General features: G+C 25.8%; 36 protein-coding genes. All 36 read left to right on the top strand.

Annotated elements, in window-relative coordinates; translation table 11 throughout:
• The first annotated feature begins 42 nt into the window (after positions 1-42).
• Positions 43-486 (top strand): 50S ribosomal protein L13, encoded by a 444-nt coding sequence (gene rplM, locus STAT_RS02035; protein WP_119305584.1) that lies wholly within the window; start codon positions 43-45, stop codon positions 484-486.
• 5 nt (positions 487-491) lie between these two features.
• Positions 492-872, top strand: coding sequence for a 30S ribosomal protein S9 (gene rpsI, locus STAT_RS02030; protein WP_119305583.1), 381 nt, complete (start codon positions 492-494; stop codon positions 870-872).
• Between the two features lie 12 nt (positions 873-884).
• Entirely contained in the window at positions 885-1,598 is a 714-nt protein-coding gene (rpsB, locus tag STAT_RS02025) for a 30S ribosomal protein S2 (RefSeq protein ID WP_172548537.1), read from the top strand.
• Positions 1,599-1,603: 5 nt separating this feature from the next.
• Positions 1,604-2,419 carry a translation elongation factor Ts gene (gene tsf, locus STAT_RS02020; protein WP_119305581.1) on the top strand — a complete coding sequence of 272 codons (816 nt, stop codon included), beginning with the start codon at positions 1,604-1,606 and terminating at the stop codon, positions 2,417-2,419.
• Positions 2,420-2,431: 12 nt separating this feature from the next.
• Positions 2,432-3,982 carry a 2,3-bisphosphoglycerate-independent phosphoglycerate mutase gene (gene gpmI, locus STAT_RS02015; protein WP_119305580.1) on the top strand — a complete coding sequence of 517 codons (1,551 nt, stop codon included), beginning with the start codon at positions 2,432-2,434 and terminating at the stop codon, positions 3,980-3,982.
• Positions 3,983-3,989: 7 nt separating this feature from the next.
• Positions 3,990-4,805, top strand: a complete 816-nt coding sequence (gene map / locus STAT_RS02010; RefSeq protein ID WP_119305579.1) for a type I methionyl aminopeptidase — start codon at positions 3,990-3,992, stop codon at positions 4,803-4,805.
• An 81-nt stretch (positions 4,806-4,886) separates the two neighbouring features.
• A complete protein-coding gene (gene rpsL, locus STAT_RS02005; RefSeq protein ID WP_119305578.1) occupies positions 4,887-5,264 on the top strand; it encodes a 30S ribosomal protein S12 in 378 nt (125 codons plus the stop codon).
• Positions 5,265-5,271: 7 nt separating this feature from the next.
• Positions 5,272-5,748, top strand: a complete 477-nt coding sequence (gene rpsG / locus STAT_RS02000; protein WP_119305577.1) for a 30S ribosomal protein S7 — start codon at positions 5,272-5,274, stop codon at positions 5,746-5,748.
• Positions 5,749-5,754: 6 nt separating this feature from the next.
• Positions 5,755-7,869, top strand: a complete 2,115-nt coding sequence (fusA, locus tag STAT_RS01995) for an elongation factor G (RefSeq protein ID WP_119305576.1) — start codon at positions 5,755-5,757, stop codon at positions 7,867-7,869.
• 18 nt (positions 7,870-7,887) lie between these two features.
• Positions 7,888-8,193 carry a 30S ribosomal protein S10 gene (rpsJ, locus tag STAT_RS01990; RefSeq protein ID WP_119305575.1) on the top strand — a complete coding sequence of 102 codons (306 nt, stop codon included), beginning with the start codon at positions 7,888-7,890 and terminating at the stop codon, positions 8,191-8,193.
• A gap of 4 nt (positions 8,194-8,197) precedes the next feature.
• Complete coding sequence (rplC, locus tag STAT_RS01985; protein WP_119305574.1) at positions 8,198-8,824, top strand: 50S ribosomal protein L3; 627 nt, start codon at positions 8,198-8,200, stop codon at positions 8,822-8,824.
• Positions 8,821-9,453 (top strand): 50S ribosomal protein L4, encoded by a 633-nt coding sequence (rplD, locus tag STAT_RS01980; protein WP_119305573.1) that lies wholly within the window; start codon positions 8,821-8,823, stop codon positions 9,451-9,453. The genes rplC and rplD overlap by 4 nt, the downstream gene beginning before the upstream one ends.
• 7 nt (positions 9,454-9,460) lie before the next feature.
• On the top strand, positions 9,461-9,751 hold the full coding sequence (locus tag STAT_RS01975; protein WP_119305572.1) for a 50S ribosomal protein L23: 291 nt from the start codon (positions 9,461-9,463) through the stop codon (positions 9,749-9,751).
• A complete protein-coding gene (gene rplB / locus STAT_RS01970; protein WP_119305571.1) occupies positions 9,751-10,575 on the top strand; it encodes a 50S ribosomal protein L2 in 825 nt (274 codons plus the stop codon). The genes STAT_RS01975 and rplB overlap by 1 nt, the downstream gene beginning before the upstream one ends.
• 13 nt (positions 10,576-10,588) lie before the next feature.
• A complete protein-coding gene (rpsS, locus tag STAT_RS01965) occupies positions 10,589-10,873 on the top strand; it encodes a 30S ribosomal protein S19 (protein WP_119305570.1) in 285 nt (94 codons plus the stop codon).
• Between the two features lie 6 nt (positions 10,874-10,879).
• Positions 10,880-11,257, top strand: coding sequence for a large ribosomal subunit protein uL22 (locus tag STAT_RS01960; protein ID WP_119305569.1), 378 nt, complete (start codon positions 10,880-10,882; stop codon positions 11,255-11,257).
• 5 nt (positions 11,258-11,262) lie between these two features.
• Positions 11,263-11,991: a 30S ribosomal protein S3 gene (rpsC, locus tag STAT_RS01955; RefSeq protein WP_119305568.1), complete on the top strand. Its 729-nt coding sequence runs from the start codon at positions 11,263-11,265 to the stop codon at positions 11,989-11,991.
• A gap of 36 nt (positions 11,992-12,027) precedes the next feature.
• Complete coding sequence (rplP, locus tag STAT_RS01950; RefSeq protein WP_119305567.1) at positions 12,028-12,444, top strand: 50S ribosomal protein L16; 417 nt, start codon at positions 12,028-12,030, stop codon at positions 12,442-12,444.
• A 9-nt stretch (positions 12,445-12,453) separates the two neighbouring features.
• Positions 12,454-12,657, top strand: a complete 204-nt coding sequence (rpmC, locus tag STAT_RS01945; RefSeq protein WP_119305566.1) for a 50S ribosomal protein L29 — start codon at positions 12,454-12,456, stop codon at positions 12,655-12,657.
• Entirely contained in the window at positions 12,638-12,913 is a 276-nt protein-coding gene (rpsQ, locus tag STAT_RS01940; RefSeq protein WP_119305565.1) for a 30S ribosomal protein S17, read from the top strand. Before rpmC ends, rpsQ begins: the two co-directional genes overlap by 20 nt.
• A 3-nt stretch (positions 12,914-12,916) precedes the next feature.
• A complete protein-coding gene (rplN, locus tag STAT_RS01935; protein ID WP_119305564.1) occupies positions 12,917-13,288 on the top strand; it encodes a 50S ribosomal protein L14 in 372 nt (123 codons plus the stop codon).
• Between the two features lie 14 nt (positions 13,289-13,302).
• Entirely contained in the window at positions 13,303-13,524 is a 222-nt protein-coding gene (rplX, locus tag STAT_RS01930) for a 50S ribosomal protein L24 (RefSeq protein ID WP_119305563.1), read from the top strand.
• 9 nt (positions 13,525-13,533) lie between these two features.
• Entirely contained in the window at positions 13,534-14,094 is a 561-nt protein-coding gene (gene rplE, locus STAT_RS01925; RefSeq protein WP_119305562.1) for a 50S ribosomal protein L5, read from the top strand.
• Positions 14,087-14,356, top strand: a complete 270-nt coding sequence (gene rpsN / locus STAT_RS01920; protein WP_119305848.1) for a 30S ribosomal protein S14 — start codon at positions 14,087-14,089, stop codon at positions 14,354-14,356. Before rplE ends, rpsN begins: the two co-directional genes overlap by 8 nt.
• Before the next feature lie 27 nt (positions 14,357-14,383).
• The gene (gene rpsH, locus STAT_RS01915; protein ID WP_119305561.1) at positions 14,384-14,767 is read left to right on the top strand and encodes a 30S ribosomal protein S8; all 384 of its coding nucleotides are present in this window, start codon (positions 14,384-14,386) and stop codon (positions 14,765-14,767) included.
• Positions 14,768-14,820: 53 nt separating this feature from the next.
• Positions 14,821-15,366: a 50S ribosomal protein L6 gene (rplF, locus tag STAT_RS01910; protein ID WP_119305560.1), complete on the top strand. Its 546-nt coding sequence runs from the start codon at positions 14,821-14,823 to the stop codon at positions 15,364-15,366.
• A 31-nt stretch (positions 15,367-15,397) separates the two neighbouring features.
• The gene (gene rplR / locus STAT_RS03100) at positions 15,398-15,718 is read left to right on the top strand and encodes a 50S ribosomal protein L18 (RefSeq protein WP_179947857.1); all 321 of its coding nucleotides are present in this window, start codon (positions 15,398-15,400) and stop codon (positions 15,716-15,718) included.
• 3 nt (positions 15,719-15,721) lie between these two features.
• On the top strand, positions 15,722-16,231 hold the full coding sequence (gene rpsE / locus STAT_RS03095) for a 30S ribosomal protein S5 (RefSeq protein WP_179947856.1): 510 nt from the start codon (positions 15,722-15,724) through the stop codon (positions 16,229-16,231).
• The gene (gene rplO, locus STAT_RS01900) at positions 16,221-16,700 is read left to right on the top strand and encodes a 50S ribosomal protein L15 (protein WP_119305559.1); all 480 of its coding nucleotides are present in this window, start codon (positions 16,221-16,223) and stop codon (positions 16,698-16,700) included. The genes rpsE and rplO overlap by 11 nt, the downstream gene beginning before the upstream one ends.
• A 10-nt stretch (positions 16,701-16,710) precedes the next feature.
• Complete coding sequence (gene secY / locus STAT_RS01895) at positions 16,711-18,096, top strand: preprotein translocase subunit SecY (RefSeq protein WP_119305558.1); 1,386 nt, start codon at positions 16,711-16,713, stop codon at positions 18,094-18,096.
• A gap of 48 nt (positions 18,097-18,144) precedes the next feature.
• Positions 18,145-18,360, top strand: a complete 216-nt coding sequence (infA, locus tag STAT_RS01890; protein ID WP_119305557.1) for a translation initiation factor IF-1 — start codon at positions 18,145-18,147, stop codon at positions 18,358-18,360.
• A gap of 29 nt (positions 18,361-18,389) precedes the next feature.
• Positions 18,390-18,506: a 50S ribosomal protein L36 gene (gene rpmJ / locus STAT_RS01885; protein ID WP_119305556.1), complete on the top strand. Its 117-nt coding sequence runs from the start codon at positions 18,390-18,392 to the stop codon at positions 18,504-18,506.
• Between the two features lie 88 nt (positions 18,507-18,594).
• On the top strand, positions 18,595-18,975 hold the full coding sequence (gene rpsM / locus STAT_RS01880) for a 30S ribosomal protein S13 (protein ID WP_119305555.1): 381 nt from the start codon (positions 18,595-18,597) through the stop codon (positions 18,973-18,975).
• Positions 18,976-18,979: 4 nt separating this feature from the next.
• Entirely contained in the window at positions 18,980-19,375 is a 396-nt protein-coding gene (gene rpsK / locus STAT_RS01875) for a 30S ribosomal protein S11 (RefSeq protein ID WP_119305554.1), read from the top strand.
• 23 nt (positions 19,376-19,398) lie between these two features.
• Entirely contained in the window at positions 19,399-20,010 is a 612-nt protein-coding gene (gene rpsD / locus STAT_RS01870; protein ID WP_119305847.1) for a 30S ribosomal protein S4, read from the top strand.
• A 26-nt stretch (positions 20,011-20,036) separates the two neighbouring features.
• Complete coding sequence (locus tag STAT_RS01865; RefSeq protein WP_119305553.1) at positions 20,037-21,065, top strand: DNA-directed RNA polymerase subunit alpha; 1,029 nt, start codon at positions 20,037-20,039, stop codon at positions 21,063-21,065.
• Positions 21,066-21,072 lie beyond the last annotated feature (7 nt).

Genomic DNA, 21,072 nt, shown 5'->3' with positions numbered 1-21,072 from the left:
GTTAAAATTTCTTATATTGATGTCGATAAAATCAAAATAAATATGGATTTTTTGAGTTTTAAAACAATTTCAGCAAAAAAAAGTTCTTGTTTAAAATCTTGGATAATAATAGATGCAAAAAATCAAATTTTGGGAAGATTATCTACTAAAATTGCTTGTATTATAATGGGTAAACATAAACCTTTTTTTTCTCCTAATATAAATTGTGGAGATCATGTTATAGTTATCAATTCTAATAAAATTAAACTTACTGGAAAAAAATGGAATAATAAAAAATATATTTATTATACTGGTTATCCAGGTGGTCAAAAAGCGATTTCTATTCAAAATTTATTAAATAAAGATTCAAGGAATATAATATATAAATCAGTGAAAGGTATGTTACCTAAAAATCGTTTAGGACGATTAATTTTTAAAAATTTACATGTATATCCAAAAACAGAACATAATCATGAAGCTCAAAAACCTATTTTATTGAAATTATAAAAATTATGATACATACTATAGGAAGAAGAAAAAGATCTCTTGCACGTATTTATTTAAAAATAGGAAACGGATTAATAATTATTAATTCTAAAAAATTGGAACAATATTTTCCAAAATATCTTCATCCAAAAATTTTATATCCTATTGAAATAGTGAACAAAAAAATTGAAGAATTTGATATTAATGTGAAAGTATCTGGAGGAGGATTCAACGGTCAATCGGAAGCAATCCGTCTTGCTATATCTCGTGCACTTTGTGTATTTGATATAAAAAATAGAAAAAAACTAAAATCCGAAGGATTACTGACTCGTGATTCTAGAGAAGTAGAAAGAAAAAAATTTGGACAGAAAAAAGCAAGAAAAAAATATCAGTTTTCAAAACGTTAAAATTAAATTAGTATGGAAATCAATACTAAAGATTTACTCCAAGCTGGAGTTCATTTTGGACATTTTTCACGAAAATGGAATCCTAATATGCGTCCTTTTATTTTTATGAAAAAAGGAGGAATTCACATTATAGATTTATCAAAAACAATTTCAAAATTAGAAGAAGCTTGTCATGAATTAAAAAAAATAGCAAAAAATGGAAAAAAAATATTATTAGTAGGAACAAAAGCGCAAGCTAGAGAAAAAATTTCTTTTTACGCAAAAAGTATCAATATGCCTTGTATAACAGAAAGATGGTTAGGGGGGTTACTTACTAATTTTACAACAATTCGTAAGTCTGTAAAAAAAATGAACAATATAGAAAAAATGAAAAAAAATGGAGTTTTCGATACTTTATCTAAAAAAGAAAGATTATTAATTGATCGTTTGTATACTAAATTATATAAAAATTTAGGAAGTATTTCGAATATGAATCACATACCAGGTGGGATTTTTTTAGTAGATCCAAATAAAGAAAAAATAGCTTTAACTGAGGCAAAAAGACTTAAAATTCCCATTTTTGCTATGGTAGATACAAATACAAACCCTCATGATATTCAATATCCTATTCCTTCTAATGATGATTCTTCTAAATCTATAGATATTATTTTGAAATTTGTATCAAAAGCAATTCAATATGGAATTTCCATTAATAAAAATGAACGTGAAAATAAAAAAATAAAATAAAAATTATGAAAATTTCTATAAAAGAAATTTCTAAACTTAGAACAATAACAGGAATTGGAATTATGGATTGTAAAAAAGCTTTGATTCAATCAAATGGAAATATAGATAAAGCTATTCTTTTTTTACGAAAAAAAGGAGAAAAAATAGCAATAAATCGTTCTTCATCTAAAATGAAAGATGGTGCTCTTATTGCTTCTGTAAATTTTAATTATTCTTGTGGAACAATTATAGGAATTAGTTGTGAAACTGATTTTTTGTCTAAAAATTCTAAATTTTTGAATTTTTTGTCTATTCTTTCAAAACAATCATTATTATTTAGTAATAAAATTGATTTTTTATCTAGTTCATATGATGAATATGGAAATATTCAGGAAATGATTGTAAACTACATGGGAGTAGTAGGAGAAAAATTAGAATTAAAAATTTTCGAGAAAATAGTTTCTCCATTTGTAATAAATTATACTCATAACACTAATAAAATAGCAACATTAGTCGGTTTTTCTAAAAAAGTAAATACCCTTATAGCTAAGGATATAGCAATGCATATAACTGCTATGGATCCTATAGCTATTTATAAAAAAGACATCCCTACTTCATTAATAAATGAAGAAATTGAAATTATTGAAAATCAGGTCCAGAAAGAAAATAAATCTGATTTTGTAAAAAAAAATATAATTCAAGGAAAAATTCAAAAATTTATATTAGAAAATACTCTTCTTAATCAAAAATTTATAAAAGAAAATAAAATAACTGTTCAAGAATATTTAAATAAATATGATAAAAATTTAAAAATAAATCTTTTTAAAAGAATAAGTTTTTAATAAAAAAATTGAATGAAGAAATTAATATTAATTATTTTAGATGGTTGGGGAGTTTCTTTATACAAAAATTATTATTCTTCTGCTATAGAACAAGCTTTTACTCCATTTATTGATTATTGTTCCAAAAAATTTCCTTACAGTAAACTAAAAGCATCAGGAAGTCATGTTGGATTGCCTAAAAAACAAGTAGGAAATTCAGAAGTAGGACATATAAATTTAGGAGCTGGAAGAAAACTTGTTCAAAGTTTAGAAACAATTAATGTTTCAATAAAAAACAATTTTTTTTTTAAAAAAATATCTATTTTTTTTGATGAAATTTCTTTTTCTCAAAAGAGAATTCATTTTATTGGATTATTATCTGATGGAGGAGTTCATTCACATATGAATCATCTTTTTTATTTGCTTAAAATAGCTCATAAAAAAAATATAAAGAATGTTTTTATACATGTATTTACAGATGGAAGAGATTCTTCTCCAAAAAAGAGTATTTTTTATATAAAAAAACTTTTGGAGGTTACTGAGAAATATGTTGGAAAATTATCTTCTGTTATCGGAAGATATTATTCAATGGATCGTAATTATAAGTGGGAAAGAACTAAAAAATCGTATGATGCAATGGTTCATTCAAAAGGAATTTATACTAAAAATATTATTTCATCTATAAATGAATTTTATAATAATGGCATTACAGATGAATTTTTATTGCCTTTAATTATTGTTGATGAAAAAGAAATTCCTGTTTCAAAAATAAAAAATGGAGATGTTGTTTTTTGTTTTAATTTTCGCCCCGATCGTTCTAGACAAATTACAGAACTTTTGACGGGAAATAATACTTTTTTTCCGAAAATGAAAAAATTAAATTTATCTTATTATATAACTATGACTTGTTTTAATCCTAAATATAAAGGAATTCATGTTCTTTTTGAAAAAGAATGTTTATCAAATACTTTAGGAGAAGTTTTAGAAAAAGAAGGAAAACAACAAATACGTATAGCTGAAACAGAAAAATATCCACATGTTACTTTTTTTTTCTCAGGAGGAAGAGAAACTCCTTTTCATAAAGAAATAAGAATTTTATGTGAATCTCCTGAAGTTTCTACTTATGATTTAAAACCTGAAATGAGTGCAGAAAATATCGTAAAAAAGATTATTCCTGAATTAAAAAGAAAACAGTCAGATTTTATTTGTCTAAATTTTGCAAATCCGGATATGGTAGGACATACTGGTAAAATGAAAGAAACAATAAAAGCATGTGAATTTGTTGATAAATGTGTAAAAGAATGTTCTGAAGAAGCTATAAAAAATTTATATAAAGTTGTTATAGTAGGAGATCATGGAAATGCAGATTATATGATAAATTCAGATGGAACACCTCATACAGCTCATACTAGAGCTTTAGTTCCTTTTATTCTTTTAGATCGAAATATAAAAAAACACGACCTTATTCTAAAAAAACAAGGAAATTTATCGGATGTAGCTCCTACGATTTTACAACTAATGGAACTTCCTATTCCTAAAATTATGGATGGAACTCCTATGATTATAAAAAATTACAAAAAATAATTTTATTTTGATACAATTAAAAACTATTGAAGAAATAATTTTAATTAAAAAAAGCGCTGTTTTAGCCTCTAAAACATTAGGTATGTTAACTAAAGAAATAAAACCAGGAGTTCATACTCTTTATTTAGATAAACTTGCAAAAAATTTTATTTTTGATCATGGTGGAAAACCGGCTTTTTTAGGATTATATGATTTTCCAAATACTTTGTGTGTTTCTCCGAATAATCAAGTAGTACATGGCATCCCCAATCGGGATCCTTTATGTGAAGGAGATATATTATCTATAGATTGTGGAGTTTATATGAATGGATTTTATGGAGAACATGCTTATACTTTTGAGATAGGAAAAGTTTCTCATAATATAAAAAAATTTTTAGATTGTTCTAAAAAATCTCTTTATATTGGAATGTCCAATTGTAAATTGGGTAATAGTATTGGGGACATAGGTTATTCAATCCAGTCTTATATTGAAAAAAAGGGATATAATGTAGTAAAAGATCTTGTAGGTCATGGGTTAGGAAAAAATATGCATGAAGACCCAAAAATTCCTAATTTTGGAAAAAAAGGAAAAGGATTTAAATTAAAAGAAGGATTAGTTCTATCCATAGAACCAATGGTAAATATTGGTTCATCTGAAATCCTTTTTCACAAAGATGGATGGACAATTACTACTTTAGATAATAAAAATTCAGCCCATTATGAACATAATGTAGCGATTGTAGATGGAGCCCCTTGTTTATTATCGACTTTTCGTTATATTTATAAAGAACTCAATATAAATACATTAGAAGAAGATAGTTTTCAAAATCAAAAAATTTATTGATATATATAAGAAATATTTTTGATTTTAGTTTTTGTAATTTATTATTAAATAACATAATTTGCATTTTTTTAAATATAGGATATGCCTACTATACAGCAGTTAATTAGAAAAGGAAGGGTTTCCGTTTCTAAAAAACGGAAATCTGTAGCTTTAGATCTTTGTCCTCAAAAAAGAGGAGTTTGTACTAGAGTTTATACTACTACACCTAAAAAACCAAACTCTGCTATGCGGAAAGTAGCTCGTGTGCGTTTTACAAATGGAAGAGAAGTAATTAGCTATATTACAGGAGAAGGACATAATCTTCAAGAACATTCCATCGTATTAGTTAAAGGAGGAAGAGTTAAGGATTTACCAGGTGTGAAATATAAAATAGTACGGGGAGCTAGAGATACAGCTGGAGTTAATGGAAGAAAAAAAAGTAGAAGCAAATATGGCGCTAAAATAGCTAAAAAAGATTAAACTATTAATGAGAAAAATTAAAAAAAAAGAGAAAACATATTTTCCCGATCCTAAATTTCATGATCCTTTAGTTACACGTTTTGTGAATCATCTAATGAAAAATGGTAAAAAAAATATAGCTTATAACATATTTTATAATGCCATGAAAAAAATAGAGATAATTAAAGAAAAAGAAGATAAATCTGCATTGGAAATATGGAAAGAAGGATTAAAAAATATCATGCCTCATGTAGAAGTAAAAAATCGTCGTATAGGAGGATCTAATATTCAAGTTCCTATTCCTATTTCTCCCAATAATAAAATTACAAAAGCAATGAAGCTGTTAATCTCTTGTGCATCTATTAGAAATGAAAAAACAATGGCTAACAAATTAGCCCATGAAATATGGGATGCTTTTCAAGAACAAGGTGAAGCTGTAAAAAAGAAAGAAAATATTCACAAAATGGCAGAAGCAAATAAAGCTTTTTCACATTTTAGATTTTAGTTATGTATGGCAAAAAAAGATTTAAAATATACAAGAAACATAGGGATTGCAGCACATATTGATGCGGGAAAAACTACTACTACAGAAAGAATTTTATTTTATACAGGTATTAATCACAAAATAGGGGAGGTCCATGATGGAGCCGCTACTATGGATTGGATGAAACAAGAACAAGAACGTGGAATAACGATTACTTCTGCAGCTACATGTTGTGAATGGATGTATAATAAAAAAAAATATCAAATTAATATTATAGATACCCCAGGTCATGTAGATTTTACTGTAGAAGTAGAAAGATCTATGAGAGTTTTAGATGGAATGGTTGTTTTGTTTAGTGCAGTAGATGGGGTAGAACCACAATCTGAAACTGTATGGAGACAAGCAGATAAATATGGAATTCCTAGAATAGCTTTTGTAAATAAAATGGACCGTCAAGGTGCTGATTTTTTTAATGTTTGCCATCAGATACGTAAAATTTTAGGAGCAAAATCAATTCCTATCCAAATTCCTATTAGGATTGGAGATGATTTTAAAGGAGTTGTAGATTTAATTGAAAATAAGTCCATTATATGGGATGAAAATAATTATGGAATGACATATTATAAAAATCCTATTCCGGAAGATATGAAAAATATAGTTTTTGATTATCAAAATAAGCTTCTTGAAACATTATCTGAACATGATGATATCATTATGGAGAAATTTTTATATGGAAATGAAAATTATTCTTCTATATCAAAAGAAGATATTATTTTTTCTTTACGAGAAAATACTATGAAAATGAATGTAATTCCTATTCTATGTGGATCTTCATTCAAAAATAAAGGAGTTCAATCTATATTGGATGCCATATGTAGATACTTACCTTCTCCTCTTGAAGTAAAAGATATAGTAGGGGTTAATCCTGTTAATAATAAAAAAGAAAAAAGAAAACCTACTGAAGATGAGCCTTTTTCTGCTTTAGCTTTTAAAATTGCAAGTGATCCTTTTGTTGGAAGATTAGCTTTTTTTAGAGTTTATTCTGGAAAAATAGAATCAGGTTCTTATAGTTTTAATGCTAGATCAGGAAATAAAGAACGAATTTCTAGAATATACCAAATGCATGCAAATAAACAAAATCCAGTGGATAAAGTTAGAGCTGGGGACATAGCAGCAGTGGTAGGGTTTAAAGATATTAAAACAGGTGATACTTTATGTGATGAAAAATATCCAATTTTGTTAGAAAAAATTTTATTTCCTGAACCAGTAATTGGATTGGCAATTGAGCCTAAATATAAATCGGATATAGATAAAATGAGTTTTGCTTTATCAAAATTGATGGAAGAAGATCCTACTTTTCAAGTAAGAACAGATAATTATACAGGTCAAACTATCATTTCCGGTATGGGTGAACTTCATCTGGAAATTATTGTAGATAGAATGAAACGGGAATTTAAAGTTGAAGTAAACCAAGGAAAACCTCAAGTAGAATATAAAGAAGCTTTGACAAATTTAGTAGAACATAGAGAAATTTATAAAAAACAAACAGGAGGAAGAGGAAAATATGCGGATATATTATTTAGATTAGAACCCGGAAATATAGGTGAATCTGGTTTAATTTTTATTAATAAAATAAAAGGAGGAAATATTCCGAAAGAATATATTCCATCTATAGAAAAAGGATTTAAAGAAATGATGAAAAATGGGCCTTTATCTGGATATGAAATAGATAATGCTAAAGTTACTGTTTTAGATGGATCTTATCATTCTGTTGATTCTGATCAACTATCTTTTGAATTAGCAGGAAAATTAGGTTTTAGAGAAGCAGCAAAAAAAGCTAAACCTGTTTTATTAGAACCGATTATGAAATTAGAAGTTTTAATTCCAGAAGAGAATATGGGAGATATAATAGGAGATTTAAATCGTAGAAGAGGGATCATACAAAATATGAATAGTAAAAACAATATAAAAGTAATTCAATCTTTAGTTCCATTATCAGAAATGTTTGGATATGTTACTATATTACGAACACTTACTTCTGGTAGAGGGACTTCTGTTATGGAATTTTCTCATTATGATTCAGTTCCTGAAACTGTAATGGAAAATGTAATTATAGAAAATAAAAACCGAAAAAATAAATAGTAGCAAAATTGATATACCATGGGTCATGATATAAAAATTAAATTAAAATCTTATGATTATAATTTATTAGACAAATCAGCCGAAAGAATTGTAAATTCTGTCCTTCCTACAGGAGTTGTATTGAACGGACCCGTTCCTTTACCTACTGAAAAAAAAGTATTTACGGTATTACGTTCTCCTCATGTAAATAAAAAATCAAGAGAACAATTCTTTCTTCCTACTCATAAAAGACTTTTACAAATTCATAATGCTTCATCTAAAACAGTAGATGCTTTAATGAAATTGGAATTGCCAAGTGGAGTAGAAGCAGAAATAAAAGTATAAGGATATGAATGGATTAATAGGAAAAAACATAGGAATGACTAGAATATTTTTAGTAAGTGGAGAACATGTTCCATGTACAATTATTCAAGTAGGTTCTTGTTATATTGTTCAGATAAAAACAGTAGAAAATGATGGTTATTCTTCTATTCAATTAGGAGTAGATGATCTAAAAATTAAAAAAACTAACAAATCTTTATTTAATCATTTTAAAAAAGCAGGATTATCTCCCAAAAAAAAATTGTTAGAATTTAAAATAAATAAAATATCTAATTTTCTTTTAGGAAGTTTAATAAAAATAGATCTTTTCAAAGAAGGAGAATTAGTTAATGTAAAAGGAGTTTCTAAAGGAAAAGGTTTTCAAGGAGTAGTTAAAAGACACAATTTTTCAGGAGTTGGAGAAAAAACTCATGGACAACACAATCGTTTAAGAGCTCCAGGATCAATAGGAGCTGGATCTGATCCATCACGTGTTTTTAAAGGAAAGAAAATGGCTGGAAGAATGGGAAAAAAAAATGTAACTATTAAAAATTTAAAAATATTAAAAATAGACATAAATTATAATATTATAATCTTAAAAGGTTCAGTTCCAGGAAATAAAAATTCATATTTAATGATTCAAAAAAAAGAATGAAACTAAAAATTTTAGATATTAAAGGAAATTATACTGATAAAAAAATAGAATTTCACGAAACTACTTTTTTTAAAAAATCTTATAATCATTCTCTATATTTAGAGATTAAAAGATTTTTATTAGCTCAACGCCAAGGAACACATAAGTCTAAAGGAAGAGGAGAATTATCTGGAAGCACTAAAAAATTACATAGACAAAAAGGAACTGGAGGTTCTAGAAAAGGGGATATAAAAAACCCTATTTTCAGAGGAGGAGGAAGAGTTTTTGGGCCTAAACCCAGAAAATATATAATAAAATTAAACAAACGTACTAAAAATATAGTTAGAAAATTTCTTATCGAACAAAAATTAATAAATAACAGAATTCTAATTATAGAAAATCTAAAATTAGATAATCCAAAAACTAAATTTATTTTAAAAATATTAGAATCTTTACAATTGACAAATAAAAAATCGTTAATGATAATTGGAGAAATAAATAAAAATTTATATTTATCTTCTAGAAATTTAAAAAATTTTAAGTTATTAAGTGTAAATGAATTAGATTGTTTTTCATTAATAAATTATCCATATATTATTTTTTTTGAAAATTCTATAGAAAAAATTTATCAGTTTTTGTCCATACATTAATAAAAATATGATTTTAATAAAACCTTTTATTACAGAAAAATCTTATAAAGGAAATAAATATAATTGTTTCACTTTTTCTGTAAATATAAATTGTAATAAAAATAAAATACAAAAAAAAATAAATGAATTGTTTGGTTTTTCTATAAAAAATATTAGAACAATGATTTATCCTAAAAAGGATAAGTCTAAATATACTAAAAAAGGCTTTCTTTATGGAAAAACTAATAGATTAAAAAAAGTTATTGTTCAGTTTTACGAAAATCAAAAAATTGATTTTTTAAATCAAAAAGAAAATTAATGTCAATAAAAAAATTAAAACCAATTACACCTGGTCAACGTTTTAGAGTTGTAAATTGTTTTGATCAACTTACAAGTTTCGATTCTGAAAAAACTTTAGTAAAAGGAATGTGTAAATCTGGAGGAAGAAATAATATAGGTCGTATGACTATGCGTTATTTTGGAGGTGGACATAAAAAAAAATATAGAAAAATAGATTTTAAAAGAAATAAATTTAAAATTCCTGCTATCATTAAATCTATAGAATACGATCCTAATCGATCTTGTTTTATTTCTTTACTTCATTATGAAGATGGAGAAAAAAGATATATGATAACAATAGAAGGAATTAAAATAGGACAAAAAGTCATTTCCGGAAAAGATATATCTTTTAATATAGGAAATTCAACTTTTTTAAGTGAAATCCCTTTAGGGACCAATATTTCTTGTATAGAACTTAATCCAGGACAAGGAGCTAAAATCGCAAGAAGTGCTGGATCATTTGCGCAATTATTTGCGAAAGATGAAAAATATGTAACAATAAAACTTCCTTCTGGAGAGGTTAGATTAATTTTAAAGAATTGTATGGCTACAATTGGAATTGTTTCTAATCCTGATCATCAATTAGAAACATATGGAAAAGCAGGAAAAAAAAGACACATAGGAAGAAGACCTAGAACAAGAGGAGTTGCTATGAATCCTGTAGATCATCCAATGGGAGGAGGAGAAGGAAAAGCTTCTGGAGGAATACCTAGAAATAGAAAAGGAAAACCTGCTAAAGGTTTTAAAACCCGTTCTAAAAAACGATATTCCAACAAATATATTTTGCAAAAAAGAAAAAAATAAAAAATTTACAATTATGGCAAGATCTTTAAAAAAAGGACCATTTGTTTCTCATAAATTATATAAAAAAGTATTGAATAATATAAAATTAGAGAAAAAAACGATAATTAAAACTTGGTCTAGACCTTCTACTATTTTACCTGATTTTGTAGGACAAACTTTTGCTATTCACAATGGAAAACAATTTATTAATGTATATATTACGGAAAATATGATTGGTCATAAACTTGGAGAATTTTCTCCTACACGTATTTTTAGAGGACATTCAGGGTCAAAAAACAAATTGAAAATAAAAAATTAGGAGGATATGAAACAGGAAACTAATGTAGTTTCAGCTTCTCTAAAGGGAGTAAGAAATTCTCCTAGAAAAATGAGATTGATAGCAAATTTAATTCGAAACAAAGAAATCTATTTAGCTTTGGATCTTTTAACTCATAGTAAAAAAAAAAGAATTTCTTTAATTTTCAAAAAATTACTTTTTTCTTTACTTTCTAATTGGAAAACAAAACATAATCAATCTAATTTTGAAAATCAAGAATATTTATTATATATAAAAAAAATTATAGTAAATCAAGGAAAAACCTTAAAAAGATTACGTCCTGTTCCTCAAGGTAGAGGTCATAGAATAAGGAAAAAATCGAGTAATATTACAGTTTTTTTATATAACAAAAGAAAAAAAACATAGTTTTTATGGGACAAAAAACAAATCCAATCGTTAATCGTTTGGGAATTATAACAGGATGGCAATCTAGTTGGTGTAATAATTATAAAGATAGAATACAAGAAGATTTTAAAGTCAGAAGATATATAGAAGCTAGATTTCCAAAAGGAATAATATCCCGTATTTTTATAGAAAGGACCTTAAAATTTATAACAATTACGATTAGAACATCAAGACCAGCTCTTGTAATAGGAAAAAGAGGAGACGAAGTAGATACAGTAAGAAAAGAATTAAAAAAACTTACTAAAAAAGAAGTACAAATTAATATTTCTGAAGTGAAACGTCCTGAGTTAGATGCTCCATTAGTTGCTAAAAGTTTAGTTAGACAATTGGAAAATCGAATTTCTTACAAAAAATCAATTAAATTATCTATTCTTTCTGCTATGAGAATGAATGCTCAAGGTATAAAAATACAGATTTCTGGAAGACTTAATGGATCAGAAATGGCAAGGTGTGAAACTTATAAAGAAGGAAGAATTTCTCTTGGAACCTTTCGTGCCGATGTAGATTACCATATGTCAGTAGCTCATACTGTTTATGGAAGCATAGGGGTTAAAGTATGGATAATGAAAGGAGAAATATATGGTAAAATAGATTTATCTCCATTATTAGGAATTCAGAAAAGACAAATAGGAAATCAAAAAAGACAAAAAAGAGGATATAAATCCTATCATTTTAATAGAAAAAAAAATAAATAATATTTTATATATTTTTATAAATTTTTTATTAATACTATGTTACAACCAAAAAAAACAAAATATAAAAAAAAACAAAAAGGAAGGATTCGTGGAAATGCTAAAAAAGGGTTTCTTCTTTCTAGAGGATTATATGGAATTAAAGCTTTAGAAGGTGCTTGGATTACTGCAAGACAACTAGAGGCAGCAAGAATTGCTGCTACAAGATATATGAAAAGAGAAGGAAAATTATGGATTAATGTTTTTCCTGATAAACCCGCTACAAAAAAACCACAAGAAGTACGTATGGGGAAAGGAAAAGGACCTGTTGAATTTTGGGTTTCTGTAGTTAAACCTGGCAGGATACTATTTGAAATAGATGGAGTAGAAATGGATATAGCAAAAGAAGCTTTAAGACTAGCGGCTCAAAAACTTCCTATAAAAATGAAATTTATTATTTCTTATGATTCTTTATGAAAGAAAACTATGAATAGTTTAGATGTGAAAAAATTATCGATTCATGATTTAAGAAAAAAAATCGATCAATATCAAAAAGATTATCAAAATCTTAAATTTCATCATCATATTAAAACATTAAAAAACCCTATGAAAATTAAATTTTTTAGAAAAAACATTGCTAAATTAAAAACAGAATATAATAAGAAAATTAATGATATATCAACAACCTGAAAAAAAAATTCGAAATTTTAGAAAACAAAGACAAGGAATAGTTATAAGTGATAAAATGAATAAAACTGTTGTGGTATATGAGATTAAAAAAGTAAAACATAGATATTATGGAAAAAGTATTTTAAGAAATAAAAAATATATGGTTCATGATGAAAAAAACATTTCTAAAAATGGAGATAAAGTAAATATTATGGAAACACGTCCAGTAAGTAAAAAAAAATGTTGGAGATTAGTTAAGATTTTTAAAAAATCATGAATAATGTTACAACAAGAGTCTAGATGTAAAGTATCGGATAATACAGGAGCTAAAGAAGTCTTAATTATTCGAGTTTTAGGTGGAACAAAAAAAAGATACGCTTCACTGGGAGACACGGTAGTAGTTACCGTAAAAATTGCTATTTCTGGTGGAAATATAGTAAAAAAAGGACAAGTATGTAAAGCTGTAGTAATCAGAACGAAAAATAGAACTAGAAGAAAAGATGGATCTTACATAAGTTTTGATGATAATGCTTGTGTACTAATTAATACCTCTGGAGAAATAATGGGAACAAGAATTTTTGGTCCAGTAGCAAGAGAACTTAGAGAAAAAGAATACATGAAAATTGTTTCTTTAGCACAAGAAGTTTTATAAAAAATTATTTTTTCATGAAAAAAATAAAAATAAAAGATAAGGTATTGATTTTATCAGGAAATCATAAAGGAACTGAAGGTATAATTGTAAAAATCTTTTCAAAAAAAAATAAAGCTATTATTCAGGGAGTAAATATGATTAAAAGACATACCAAACCTACACCAGTAAAACCTAAAGGTGGAATTGTAGAAAAAGAAGCCCCTATACATGTATCTAATCTAAAAAAGATTAAATAGAAATAAATAATGATTTATCGATCTAAATTACAAAAACTTTATAAAGAAAAAATAATTCCTATTTTAATAAAAAAATTTAAGTATCGTTCTATTATGGAAGTTCCTAGATTAAAAAAAATAGTTGTACATCAAGGAATTGGTTTTTCTGTTTTTGATAAAAAAATCATAGATTATTCTATGAATGAAATAACGAATATTACAGGACAAAAAGCTATTTTTTGTTATTCTAAACATGATGAATCAGGTTTTAAACTTAGAAAAGGAATGCCTATAGGAGTTAAAGTTACTTTAAGAAAAATAAAAATGTATGAATTTTTGGAAAGACTTATTGTTGTTTCTTTACCTAGAGTTAGAGATTTTAATGGAGTAAAAGGAAATAGCTTTGATGATTATGGAAATTATAATATGGGAATTATGGAACAAATGATTTATCCTGAAATAAATATTGATAAAATTAAAAAAAATATGGGAATGAATATAACATTTGTTACTTCTACAAGAAAAAAAGAGGAAGCTAAAAGTCTTTTATCTTTGTTTGGAATTCCTTTTAAAAAAAATAAAAATGGCTAAAGAATCGGTTAAAGCAAGACAAAAGAAAAGAGAAAAAATGGTTTTGAAATATGAAAACAAAAGAAAAGCTTTGAAAAAAGCTGGAAATTATGAATTATTACAAAAATTACCTAGAGATGCTTCTCCTGTTCGATTAAGAAATAGATGTTCTATTACTGGAAGATGTAGAGGATATATGCGTCAGTTTGGAGTTTCTCGTATTGTTTTTAGAAAATTAGTTTCTCAAGGGCTTATTCCTGGAATAAAAAAAGCAAGTTGGTGATAAAAATAAAAATATATATTATTATATATGGATGTAATAGCGGATTTTTTAACTAGAATTCGTAATTCTAGTTTGGTTAAACATAAACTCCTTGAAGTTCCATTTTCTAATATAAAAAGAGAAATTCTTCGTGTTTTATTAGAAAATGGATATATTTTAGATTATAAAATAGAAAAAAACAAAAAAATAATTAAAATAGCTTTAAAGTATTATAAAAAAGAAACACCTGTAATTCATAAAATTATTAGAATTAGTAAACCAGGATTAAGAAAATATTGTAAATATACAAGTATACCTAGAGTATTGAATGGATTAGGTATTGCTATCATTTCTACTTCTAGTGGAGTTATTACAGATAAACAAGCAAAAAAGAAAAAAATAGGAGGAGAGATATTATGTTATATATATTGATTATTAATTAATAATTTTATTTTTTATTATTTAATTAATTAAAAATTAAAAAAATGTCTAGAATTGGAAAAAAACCCATTTTTATTCCTAAAAATGTAAATTTAAAAATTGTTGATAACGAAATATTCGTAAAAGGATTTTTAGGTAGTTTAAGTCAAAAAATTTCAAAAAATTTTCAATTGAATTTATATCAAAATAAATTATTAATTACCAGAAATCAAGAAAATAAAAAATCAAAATCCTTACATGGATTATATCATGTATTAATTAATAATATGATCATGGGAGTTTCAAAAGGGTTTCAAAAAAAATTGGAATTAGTAGGAATTGGATATAAAGCCTATTATAATGGAGAAATTTTAGACCTAAATTTAGGTTTTTCTCATAATATTATGATGAAGCTTCCTAAAGAAATAAATGTAGAAATTCAATCTGAAAAAGGAAAAAATCCCTTTATTATTTTAAAATCTTATGATAAACAATTATTAGGAATAATAGCGGCAAAAATTAGAACTTTCAGAGTTCCAGAACCTTATAAAGGAAAAGGAATAAGATATTTTGGAGAAGAAATTCGAAGAAAAGCAGGAAAATCTGCTTAAAATAATTTTTTTTTATTAGAAATAAATTAAAATGAAAAAAAAAAATAAAAAAATTTTTGGAACTCAAGATAGACCTAGGATTTCTGTATTTAGAAGCAATAAAGAGATATATGCACAAATTATAGATGATTTATCTGGAACTACTTTAGTTTCATCTTCCTCAAGAGAAAAAAAAATTAGTAAATACAAAAAAAATAAAATAGAATCATCATATGAAGTAGGAAAATTATTAGGAATCAGAATAAAAGAATTAAACATACAAAAATTAGTATTTGATAAAGGAAAATATTTATATCATGGTAGGATTAAATCTTTAGCTAAAGGGATTAGAAAAATAGGATTAGATTTTTAAAATATGCATGAAAAAAAAATAAAATATATAGGATCAGAATTAAAAGAAAAATTAATTGGAGTAACAAGAGTGTGTAAAGTTACTAAAGGGAGAAGATATTTTAGTTTCAGTGCTATTGTTATTAAAGGTAATGAAAACGGAATAGTAGGTTATGGTTTTGGAAAATCTAAAGAAGCTCCTGATGCTATCCATAAAGCTGGAGAACAAGCAAAAAGAAATCTTTGTAAAGTTTATATTTCCAATGGAACGGTTCCTCATGAACAAGAATCTAAATATGGAGGAGCACGTATTCTTATTAAACCAGCTTCTGATGGAACAGGAATAATTGCTGGAGGGCCTATAAGAGCTGTTCTTGAAGCCGTAGGATTACGGAATGTTTTATCTAAATCTAAAGGATCCTCTAATCATCATAATGTTATAAAAGCTACAATTAAAGCCTTAAGCTTTATGAGAGATGTTTATCTTATAGCAAAACAAAGAGGAATTACTATAAAAAAAGTATATGATGGATAAAAATTATTTAAGTATTAGTTATTTACATCCAAACAAAGGGTCTAAAAAAGGAAAATTAAGATTGGGAAGAGGACAGGGTTCAGGAAAAGGAGGTACTTGTGGAAGAGGACATAAAGGAGCAAAATCTAGATCTGGTTTTTCTAAAAAAAAAGGATTTGAAGGTGGACAAATGCCTCTTCATAAAAGAATCCCAAAATTTGGATTTAAGAAAAATATTAAAAAAAAAAAAATTGTTGTAATTAATTTAGATACAGTACAAAACTGTATTAATAAGATTAATAAAAAACAAGAAAATAATGTTGTCAATAAAGAATTTTATTTAAAAAATAATTTAGCTAGAAAAAATGATCTTATCAAAATCTTAGGAAGAGGAGAACTTCATAATTCATTAAAAGTATATGCACATAAATTTAGCAAAAAAGCTTTGTCTTCCATAGAAAAAATAGGGGGAAAAGCTATATTTATGTAATAATAATATTATGAATAATTTTATAATAGCTTTTTTCAATATTTGGAACGTAAAAGAATTACGAAAAAAGATAGGAATTACTTTAATTTTATTATTAGTATACCGTTTCGGTGCTTATGTTCCTATTCCAGGAATTAATCCTTTGGGAATTAGTGATTTTGTAGAAAAGTTTCATTCAAGCTCTAAGGGGTTAATGCAAATTTTATCTTCTTTTACAGGAGGGGCCTTTAATCGTGCATCAGTTTTTGCATTAGGTATTATGCCTTATATATCTGCTTCTATTATAATACAATTAATGTGTATAATTATTCCTTATTTACAAAAATTACAAAGAGATGGAGAAAGTGGAAGAAAACAGATTAGTTTTATTACTAGATGGATAACTGTCCTTATATGTTTCATTCAAGCACCTGTATATCTTATTTCTTTAACTCAACAATTTATTCCTTTTCATTCCTCCAAAGCTACTTATTTAATCGATTTAAATACTTTTTATGGAAAAAGCTTATTTTGGACTATAGGGATAATAATTTTAACTTCAGGAACTTTATTTACTATGTGGTTAGGAGATAAAATTACAGATAAAGGAATAGGAAACGGGATTTCTTTAATTATTATGTCCGGAATCATAGCACGCTTTCCAGATGCTATAAGAAAAGAAGTTTTTAATAGATTAGAAATTGGAAATGGAGGTTTAATAATTTTATTTTTTGAATTTTTGTTATGGTTATTAGTTATTTTATTTTCTGTTATAATTATTCAAGCAATTAGAAAAATTCCAGTACAATATGTATCTCATTATAAGTATTCGGGGAGTTTAGACTTAAATCATTCTCATTTAATTCATAAAAAACATCAATATATTCCATTAAAGATGACATCAGCTGGTGTTATGCCTATCATATTTTCTCAAGCTATTATGTTGTTTCCATTAACTTTTTCTAATTATATAAAAAACATGAAAATTAGAAATTTTTTTTATCTTTTTCAAGATATTTATGGATTATGGTATAATTTAACTATTTTTATATTAGTTATAGTTTTTACTTTTTTTTATACAGCTATTGCTATTCCAGTAAATCAAATGGCTAATGATTTAAAAAGAAATGGAGGACATATACCTAGAATTAAACCTGGAAAAGAAACTTCTGAATATATAGATCATGTTTTATCAATCATTACATTACCTGGAGCTATTTTATTGGCAATAATAGCCATATTTCCATCTATAGTTTTTCGTATAGGATTTACTCAAAATTTTGCTTTATTTTATGGAGGGACTTCATTATTAATTGTAGTAGGTGTAATTTTAGATATATCACAACAAGTGAATATATATCTTTTAAATTATCATTATGATGGACTAATGATGATGAAATATCGTAGTAGTAGATAAATTGTATTGGATAATAATTTTTTGTGTAAATTATATAAAAAATTTAATATGGCTAAACAAAAGCATATTGAGGTTGATGGAATTATTATTGATTCATCTCCAAATGCAATGTTTCGTGTAGAACTAGAAAATGGATGTATTGTTAAAGCTCATATTTCAGGAAAAATGAGAATGCATTACATAAAAATCTTGCCAGGAGATAAAGTAAGATTGGAAATGTCTTCTTATGATTTAGAAAGAGGAAGAATAACTTATAGATATTAATCATATAATAAAATTAAATTTTTTCATTTATGAAAACAAGAGCATCTTTGAAAAAAAGAACTGATAATTGTAAAATAGTTAGAAGAAAAAGACGACTTCGTATTATTAATAAAAAGAATCCTAGATTTAAACAAAAACAAGGGTAAGGGCAATAGTGGTAAAAGGTAAAAATAAGGAAAAATAAGGTAAATAAAATAAAAGAAAATAAACAATTTATTATTGTGTTATACTATTATGTCTATAAGAATATCTGGAATAGATCTTCCAAGATCTAAAAGAGGCGTTATTGGTCTTACTTATCTTTATGGAATAGGGAGAAGTTTATCAAAAAAAATACTTTGTTCTATTGGAATAGATGAAAATAAAAAAGTAAAAAGTTGGTCTGATGATGATATTAGTAAGATTAGAAAACATATATCTGATTACGTAAAAATTGAAGGAGAATTAAGGTCTGAAATACAACTTAATATCAAACGATTAATGGATATAGGATGTTATGTAGGTACTAGACATAGAAAAAGCTTACCATTAAGAGGACAAAAAACAAAAAATAATTGTAGAACTAGAAAAGGAAAAAAGAAAACGGTAGCAAATAAGAGAAAAATCACAAAATAATAATATGGTAAAATCATCATCGGCGAAAAATAACAAAAAGAAATCAGTTATCGTAGATTCTTTAGGGGAAGCTCATATTCAAGCTACTTTTAATAATATTATTATAACCTTAACAAATAAAAAAGGTGATGTGATAGCATGGTCTTCTGCTGGAAAAATGAATTTTAAAGGTTCTAAAAAAAATACACCATATGCAGCTCAAATGGTAGCAGAAAATGTAGCAAAAAAAGGATTAAATGCTGGGCTTAAAAAAGTAGAAGTTAAAGTTAAAGGACCTGGCGCAGGAAGAGATGCAGCTATACGTGCATTAAGTAATTCTGGAATTACAGTAACGATAATAAAGGATATAACTCCATTACCTCATAATGGTTGTCGTCCTCCTAAAAGGAGGAGAGTTTGATATTTTTTCAAGATAAAAAAATTATGGCAAAATATATAGGACCTAAAACTAAAATTTCTAGAAGATTCGGAGAATGTATTTACGGAGAAGATAAATATTTTGAAAGAAGAAAATATCCATCTGGACAACACGGAAATAATCGTCGTAGAGGTAAACGTTCAGAATATTTTATTCAATTAATAGAAAAACAAAAAGCAAGATATACTTATGGAATATTAGAACGACAATTTGAAAGTTTATTTTTTGAGGCTTCAAGAAAAAAAGGAATAACTGGAGAGTTATTATTGCAAGCATGTGAAAGTCGTTTAGATAATATAGTTTTTAGGTTAAAATTCGCTCCATCTCGATCTTCTGCTCGTCAGATTGTTTCTCACAGACATATCATCGTTAATAATAAAATAGTGAATATTCCATCTTTTAGATTAAAACCAGGGGATAAAATAGAAATTAAGGAAAAATCTAAAAAACATCCTGTTATATTAAATTCCATATATAATAAAAAAACAGGACCATTAGTAGAATGGCTAGTTTTAGATGAAAAAAATATGTTTGGGATGTTTAGAATGATTCCTAAAAGAATTCAAATTCCAGAAAATATCAAAGAACAATTAATTGTTGAATTTTATTCAAAATAAATATAGTAAAGTAAGTAGTAAATTAAATGGCTATTCTAAATTTTGTAAAACCTGATAGAATTACAATATCTGAATTTTCAGATAAAAAAGGAGTTTTTCATTTAAAACCTTTAGAGCCTGGATATGGGATTACATTGGGAAATGCATTAAGAAGAGTTTTATTAGGTTCTTTAAAAGGATTTGCAGTTACTTCTATTAAGATTAAAGGAATTAAATATGAATTTTCTACTATAAAAGGAGTAATTGAGGATGTAACTGAAATAGTTTTAAATTTTAAAAAATTTCGTTTTAAACAAAAAATATCAGGAACTTGTAAAGAGGTTGTAAATGCTTCCATAAATTATGGAAAAAAAGTAACAGGAAAAATTTTAAACAAATTTATTTCTGGATTTCAAATTTTAAATGAAGATTTAATCCTTTGTCATAAAGATGAATCAATTCCTTTAGAAATAAGTTTTACTATTGAAGAAGGAAGAGGTTATGTTCCTGCAGAAGAAAATAAGAAAAATAAAAATTGTGAAGTTTCTTCAATAGAATCTATTTCCATAGATTCTATTTTTACTCCTATTAAAAATGTGAAATATACAATAGAAAATTGTCGTGTAGGACAAAAAACAGATTTTGAAAATCTTTCATTAGAGATTAAAACAGATGGGTCTATTTGTCCAAAATCAGCTTTAATGGAGGCTTCTAAAATATTAATTCAATATTTTTCTATATTTTCTTATGATAAAATAGGAGAAAAAAAACAAGAAAAAATTAATAAGGATAAAAAACATAACGAAGAATTTGTTAGAATTAGAGCATTGTTAAAATCAAAATTAAATGATATGGATCTTTCTGTTCGTACAAAAAATTGTTTAGAATCTGCTTCTATAACAACTATAGAAGATTTAGTAAGTTGCAAAAGGAACGATATGTTGAAAATGAGAAATTTTGGAAAAAAATCTTTAGATGAATTAGAAAATAAAATGAAAGAAAAAGGTTTATATTTTGGAATGAATATAGAAGAATTTCAGTTAAAAAAATTGAAAGAAAAAACAAACACATACTAAATTATTA

The sequence above is a fragment of the Blattabacterium cuenoti STAT genome (genome assembly GCF_003573915.1).
Taxonomy (GTDB): domain Bacteria; phylum Bacteroidota; class Bacteroidia; order Flavobacteriales; family Blattabacteriaceae; genus Blattabacterium; species Blattabacterium cuenoti_A.
Note: the sequence above shows the minus strand (reverse complement) of the source record. Positions and strands in the feature narration are given on the sequence as shown.

Coding starts and splice junctions, on each gene's coding strand:
- rplM (WP_119305584.1), top strand. CDS start 43: ATGGATTTTTTGAGTTTTAAAACAATTTCAGCAAAAAAAAGTTCTTGT.
- rpsI (WP_119305583.1), top strand. CDS start 492: ATGATACATACTATAGGAAGAAGAAAAAGATCTCTTGCACGTATTTAT.
- rpsB (WP_172548537.1), top strand. CDS start 885: ATGGAAATCAATACTAAAGATTTACTCCAAGCTGGAGTTCATTTTGGA.
- tsf (WP_119305581.1), top strand. CDS start 1,604: ATGAAAATTTCTATAAAAGAAATTTCTAAACTTAGAACAATAACAGGA.
- gpmI (WP_119305580.1), top strand. CDS start 2,432: ATGAAGAAATTAATATTAATTATTTTAGATGGTTGGGGAGTTTCTTTA.
- rpsL (WP_119305578.1), top strand. CDS start 4,887: ATGCCTACTATACAGCAGTTAATTAGAAAAGGAAGGGTTTCCGTTTCT.
- rpsG (WP_119305577.1), top strand. CDS start 5,272: ATGAGAAAAATTAAAAAAAAAGAGAAAACATATTTTCCCGATCCTAAA.
- fusA (WP_119305576.1), top strand. CDS start 5,755: ATGGCAAAAAAAGATTTAAAATATACAAGAAACATAGGGATTGCAGCA.
- rpsJ (WP_119305575.1), top strand. CDS start 7,888: ATGGGTCATGATATAAAAATTAAATTAAAATCTTATGATTATAATTTA.
- rplC (WP_119305574.1), top strand. CDS start 8,198: ATGAATGGATTAATAGGAAAAAACATAGGAATGACTAGAATATTTTTA.
- rplD (WP_119305573.1), top strand. CDS start 8,821: ATGAAACTAAAAATTTTAGATATTAAAGGAAATTATACTGATAAAAAA.
- STAT_RS01975 (WP_119305572.1), top strand. CDS start 9,461: ATGATTTTAATAAAACCTTTTATTACAGAAAAATCTTATAAAGGAAAT.
- rplB (WP_119305571.1), top strand. CDS start 9,751: ATGTCAATAAAAAAATTAAAACCAATTACACCTGGTCAACGTTTTAGA.
- rpsS (WP_119305570.1), top strand. CDS start 10,589: ATGGCAAGATCTTTAAAAAAAGGACCATTTGTTTCTCATAAATTATAT.
- STAT_RS01960 (WP_119305569.1), top strand. CDS start 10,880: ATGAAACAGGAAACTAATGTAGTTTCAGCTTCTCTAAAGGGAGTAAGA.
- rpsC (WP_119305568.1), top strand. CDS start 11,263: ATGGGACAAAAAACAAATCCAATCGTTAATCGTTTGGGAATTATAACA.
- rplP (WP_119305567.1), top strand. CDS start 12,028: ATGTTACAACCAAAAAAAACAAAATATAAAAAAAAACAAAAAGGAAGG.
- rpmC (WP_119305566.1), top strand. CDS start 12,454: ATGAATAGTTTAGATGTGAAAAAATTATCGATTCATGATTTAAGAAAA.
- rpsQ (WP_119305565.1), top strand. CDS start 12,638: ATGATATATCAACAACCTGAAAAAAAAATTCGAAATTTTAGAAAACAA.
- rplN (WP_119305564.1), top strand. CDS start 12,917: ATGTTACAACAAGAGTCTAGATGTAAAGTATCGGATAATACAGGAGCT.
- rplX (WP_119305563.1), top strand. CDS start 13,303: ATGAAAAAAATAAAAATAAAAGATAAGGTATTGATTTTATCAGGAAAT.
- rplE (WP_119305562.1), top strand. CDS start 13,534: ATGATTTATCGATCTAAATTACAAAAACTTTATAAAGAAAAAATAATT.
- rpsN (WP_119305848.1), top strand. CDS start 14,087: ATGGCTAAAGAATCGGTTAAAGCAAGACAAAAGAAAAGAGAAAAAATG.
- rpsH (WP_119305561.1), top strand. CDS start 14,384: ATGGATGTAATAGCGGATTTTTTAACTAGAATTCGTAATTCTAGTTTG.
- rplF (WP_119305560.1), top strand. CDS start 14,821: ATGTCTAGAATTGGAAAAAAACCCATTTTTATTCCTAAAAATGTAAAT.
- rplR (WP_179947857.1), top strand. CDS start 15,398: ATGAAAAAAAAAAATAAAAAAATTTTTGGAACTCAAGATAGACCTAGG.
- rpsE (WP_179947856.1), top strand. CDS start 15,722: ATGCATGAAAAAAAAATAAAATATATAGGATCAGAATTAAAAGAAAAA.
- rplO (WP_119305559.1), top strand. CDS start 16,221: ATGATGGATAAAAATTATTTAAGTATTAGTTATTTACATCCAAACAAA.
- secY (WP_119305558.1), top strand. CDS start 16,711: ATGAATAATTTTATAATAGCTTTTTTCAATATTTGGAACGTAAAAGAA.
- infA (WP_119305557.1), top strand. CDS start 18,145: ATGGCTAAACAAAAGCATATTGAGGTTGATGGAATTATTATTGATTCA.
- rpmJ (WP_119305556.1), top strand. CDS start 18,390: ATGAAAACAAGAGCATCTTTGAAAAAAAGAACTGATAATTGTAAAATA.
- rpsM (WP_119305555.1), top strand. CDS start 18,595: ATGTCTATAAGAATATCTGGAATAGATCTTCCAAGATCTAAAAGAGGC.
- rpsK (WP_119305554.1), top strand. CDS start 18,980: ATGGTAAAATCATCATCGGCGAAAAATAACAAAAAGAAATCAGTTATC.
- rpsD (WP_119305847.1), top strand. CDS start 19,399: ATGGCAAAATATATAGGACCTAAAACTAAAATTTCTAGAAGATTCGGA.
- STAT_RS01865 (WP_119305553.1), top strand. CDS start 20,037: ATGGCTATTCTAAATTTTGTAAAACCTGATAGAATTACAATATCTGAA.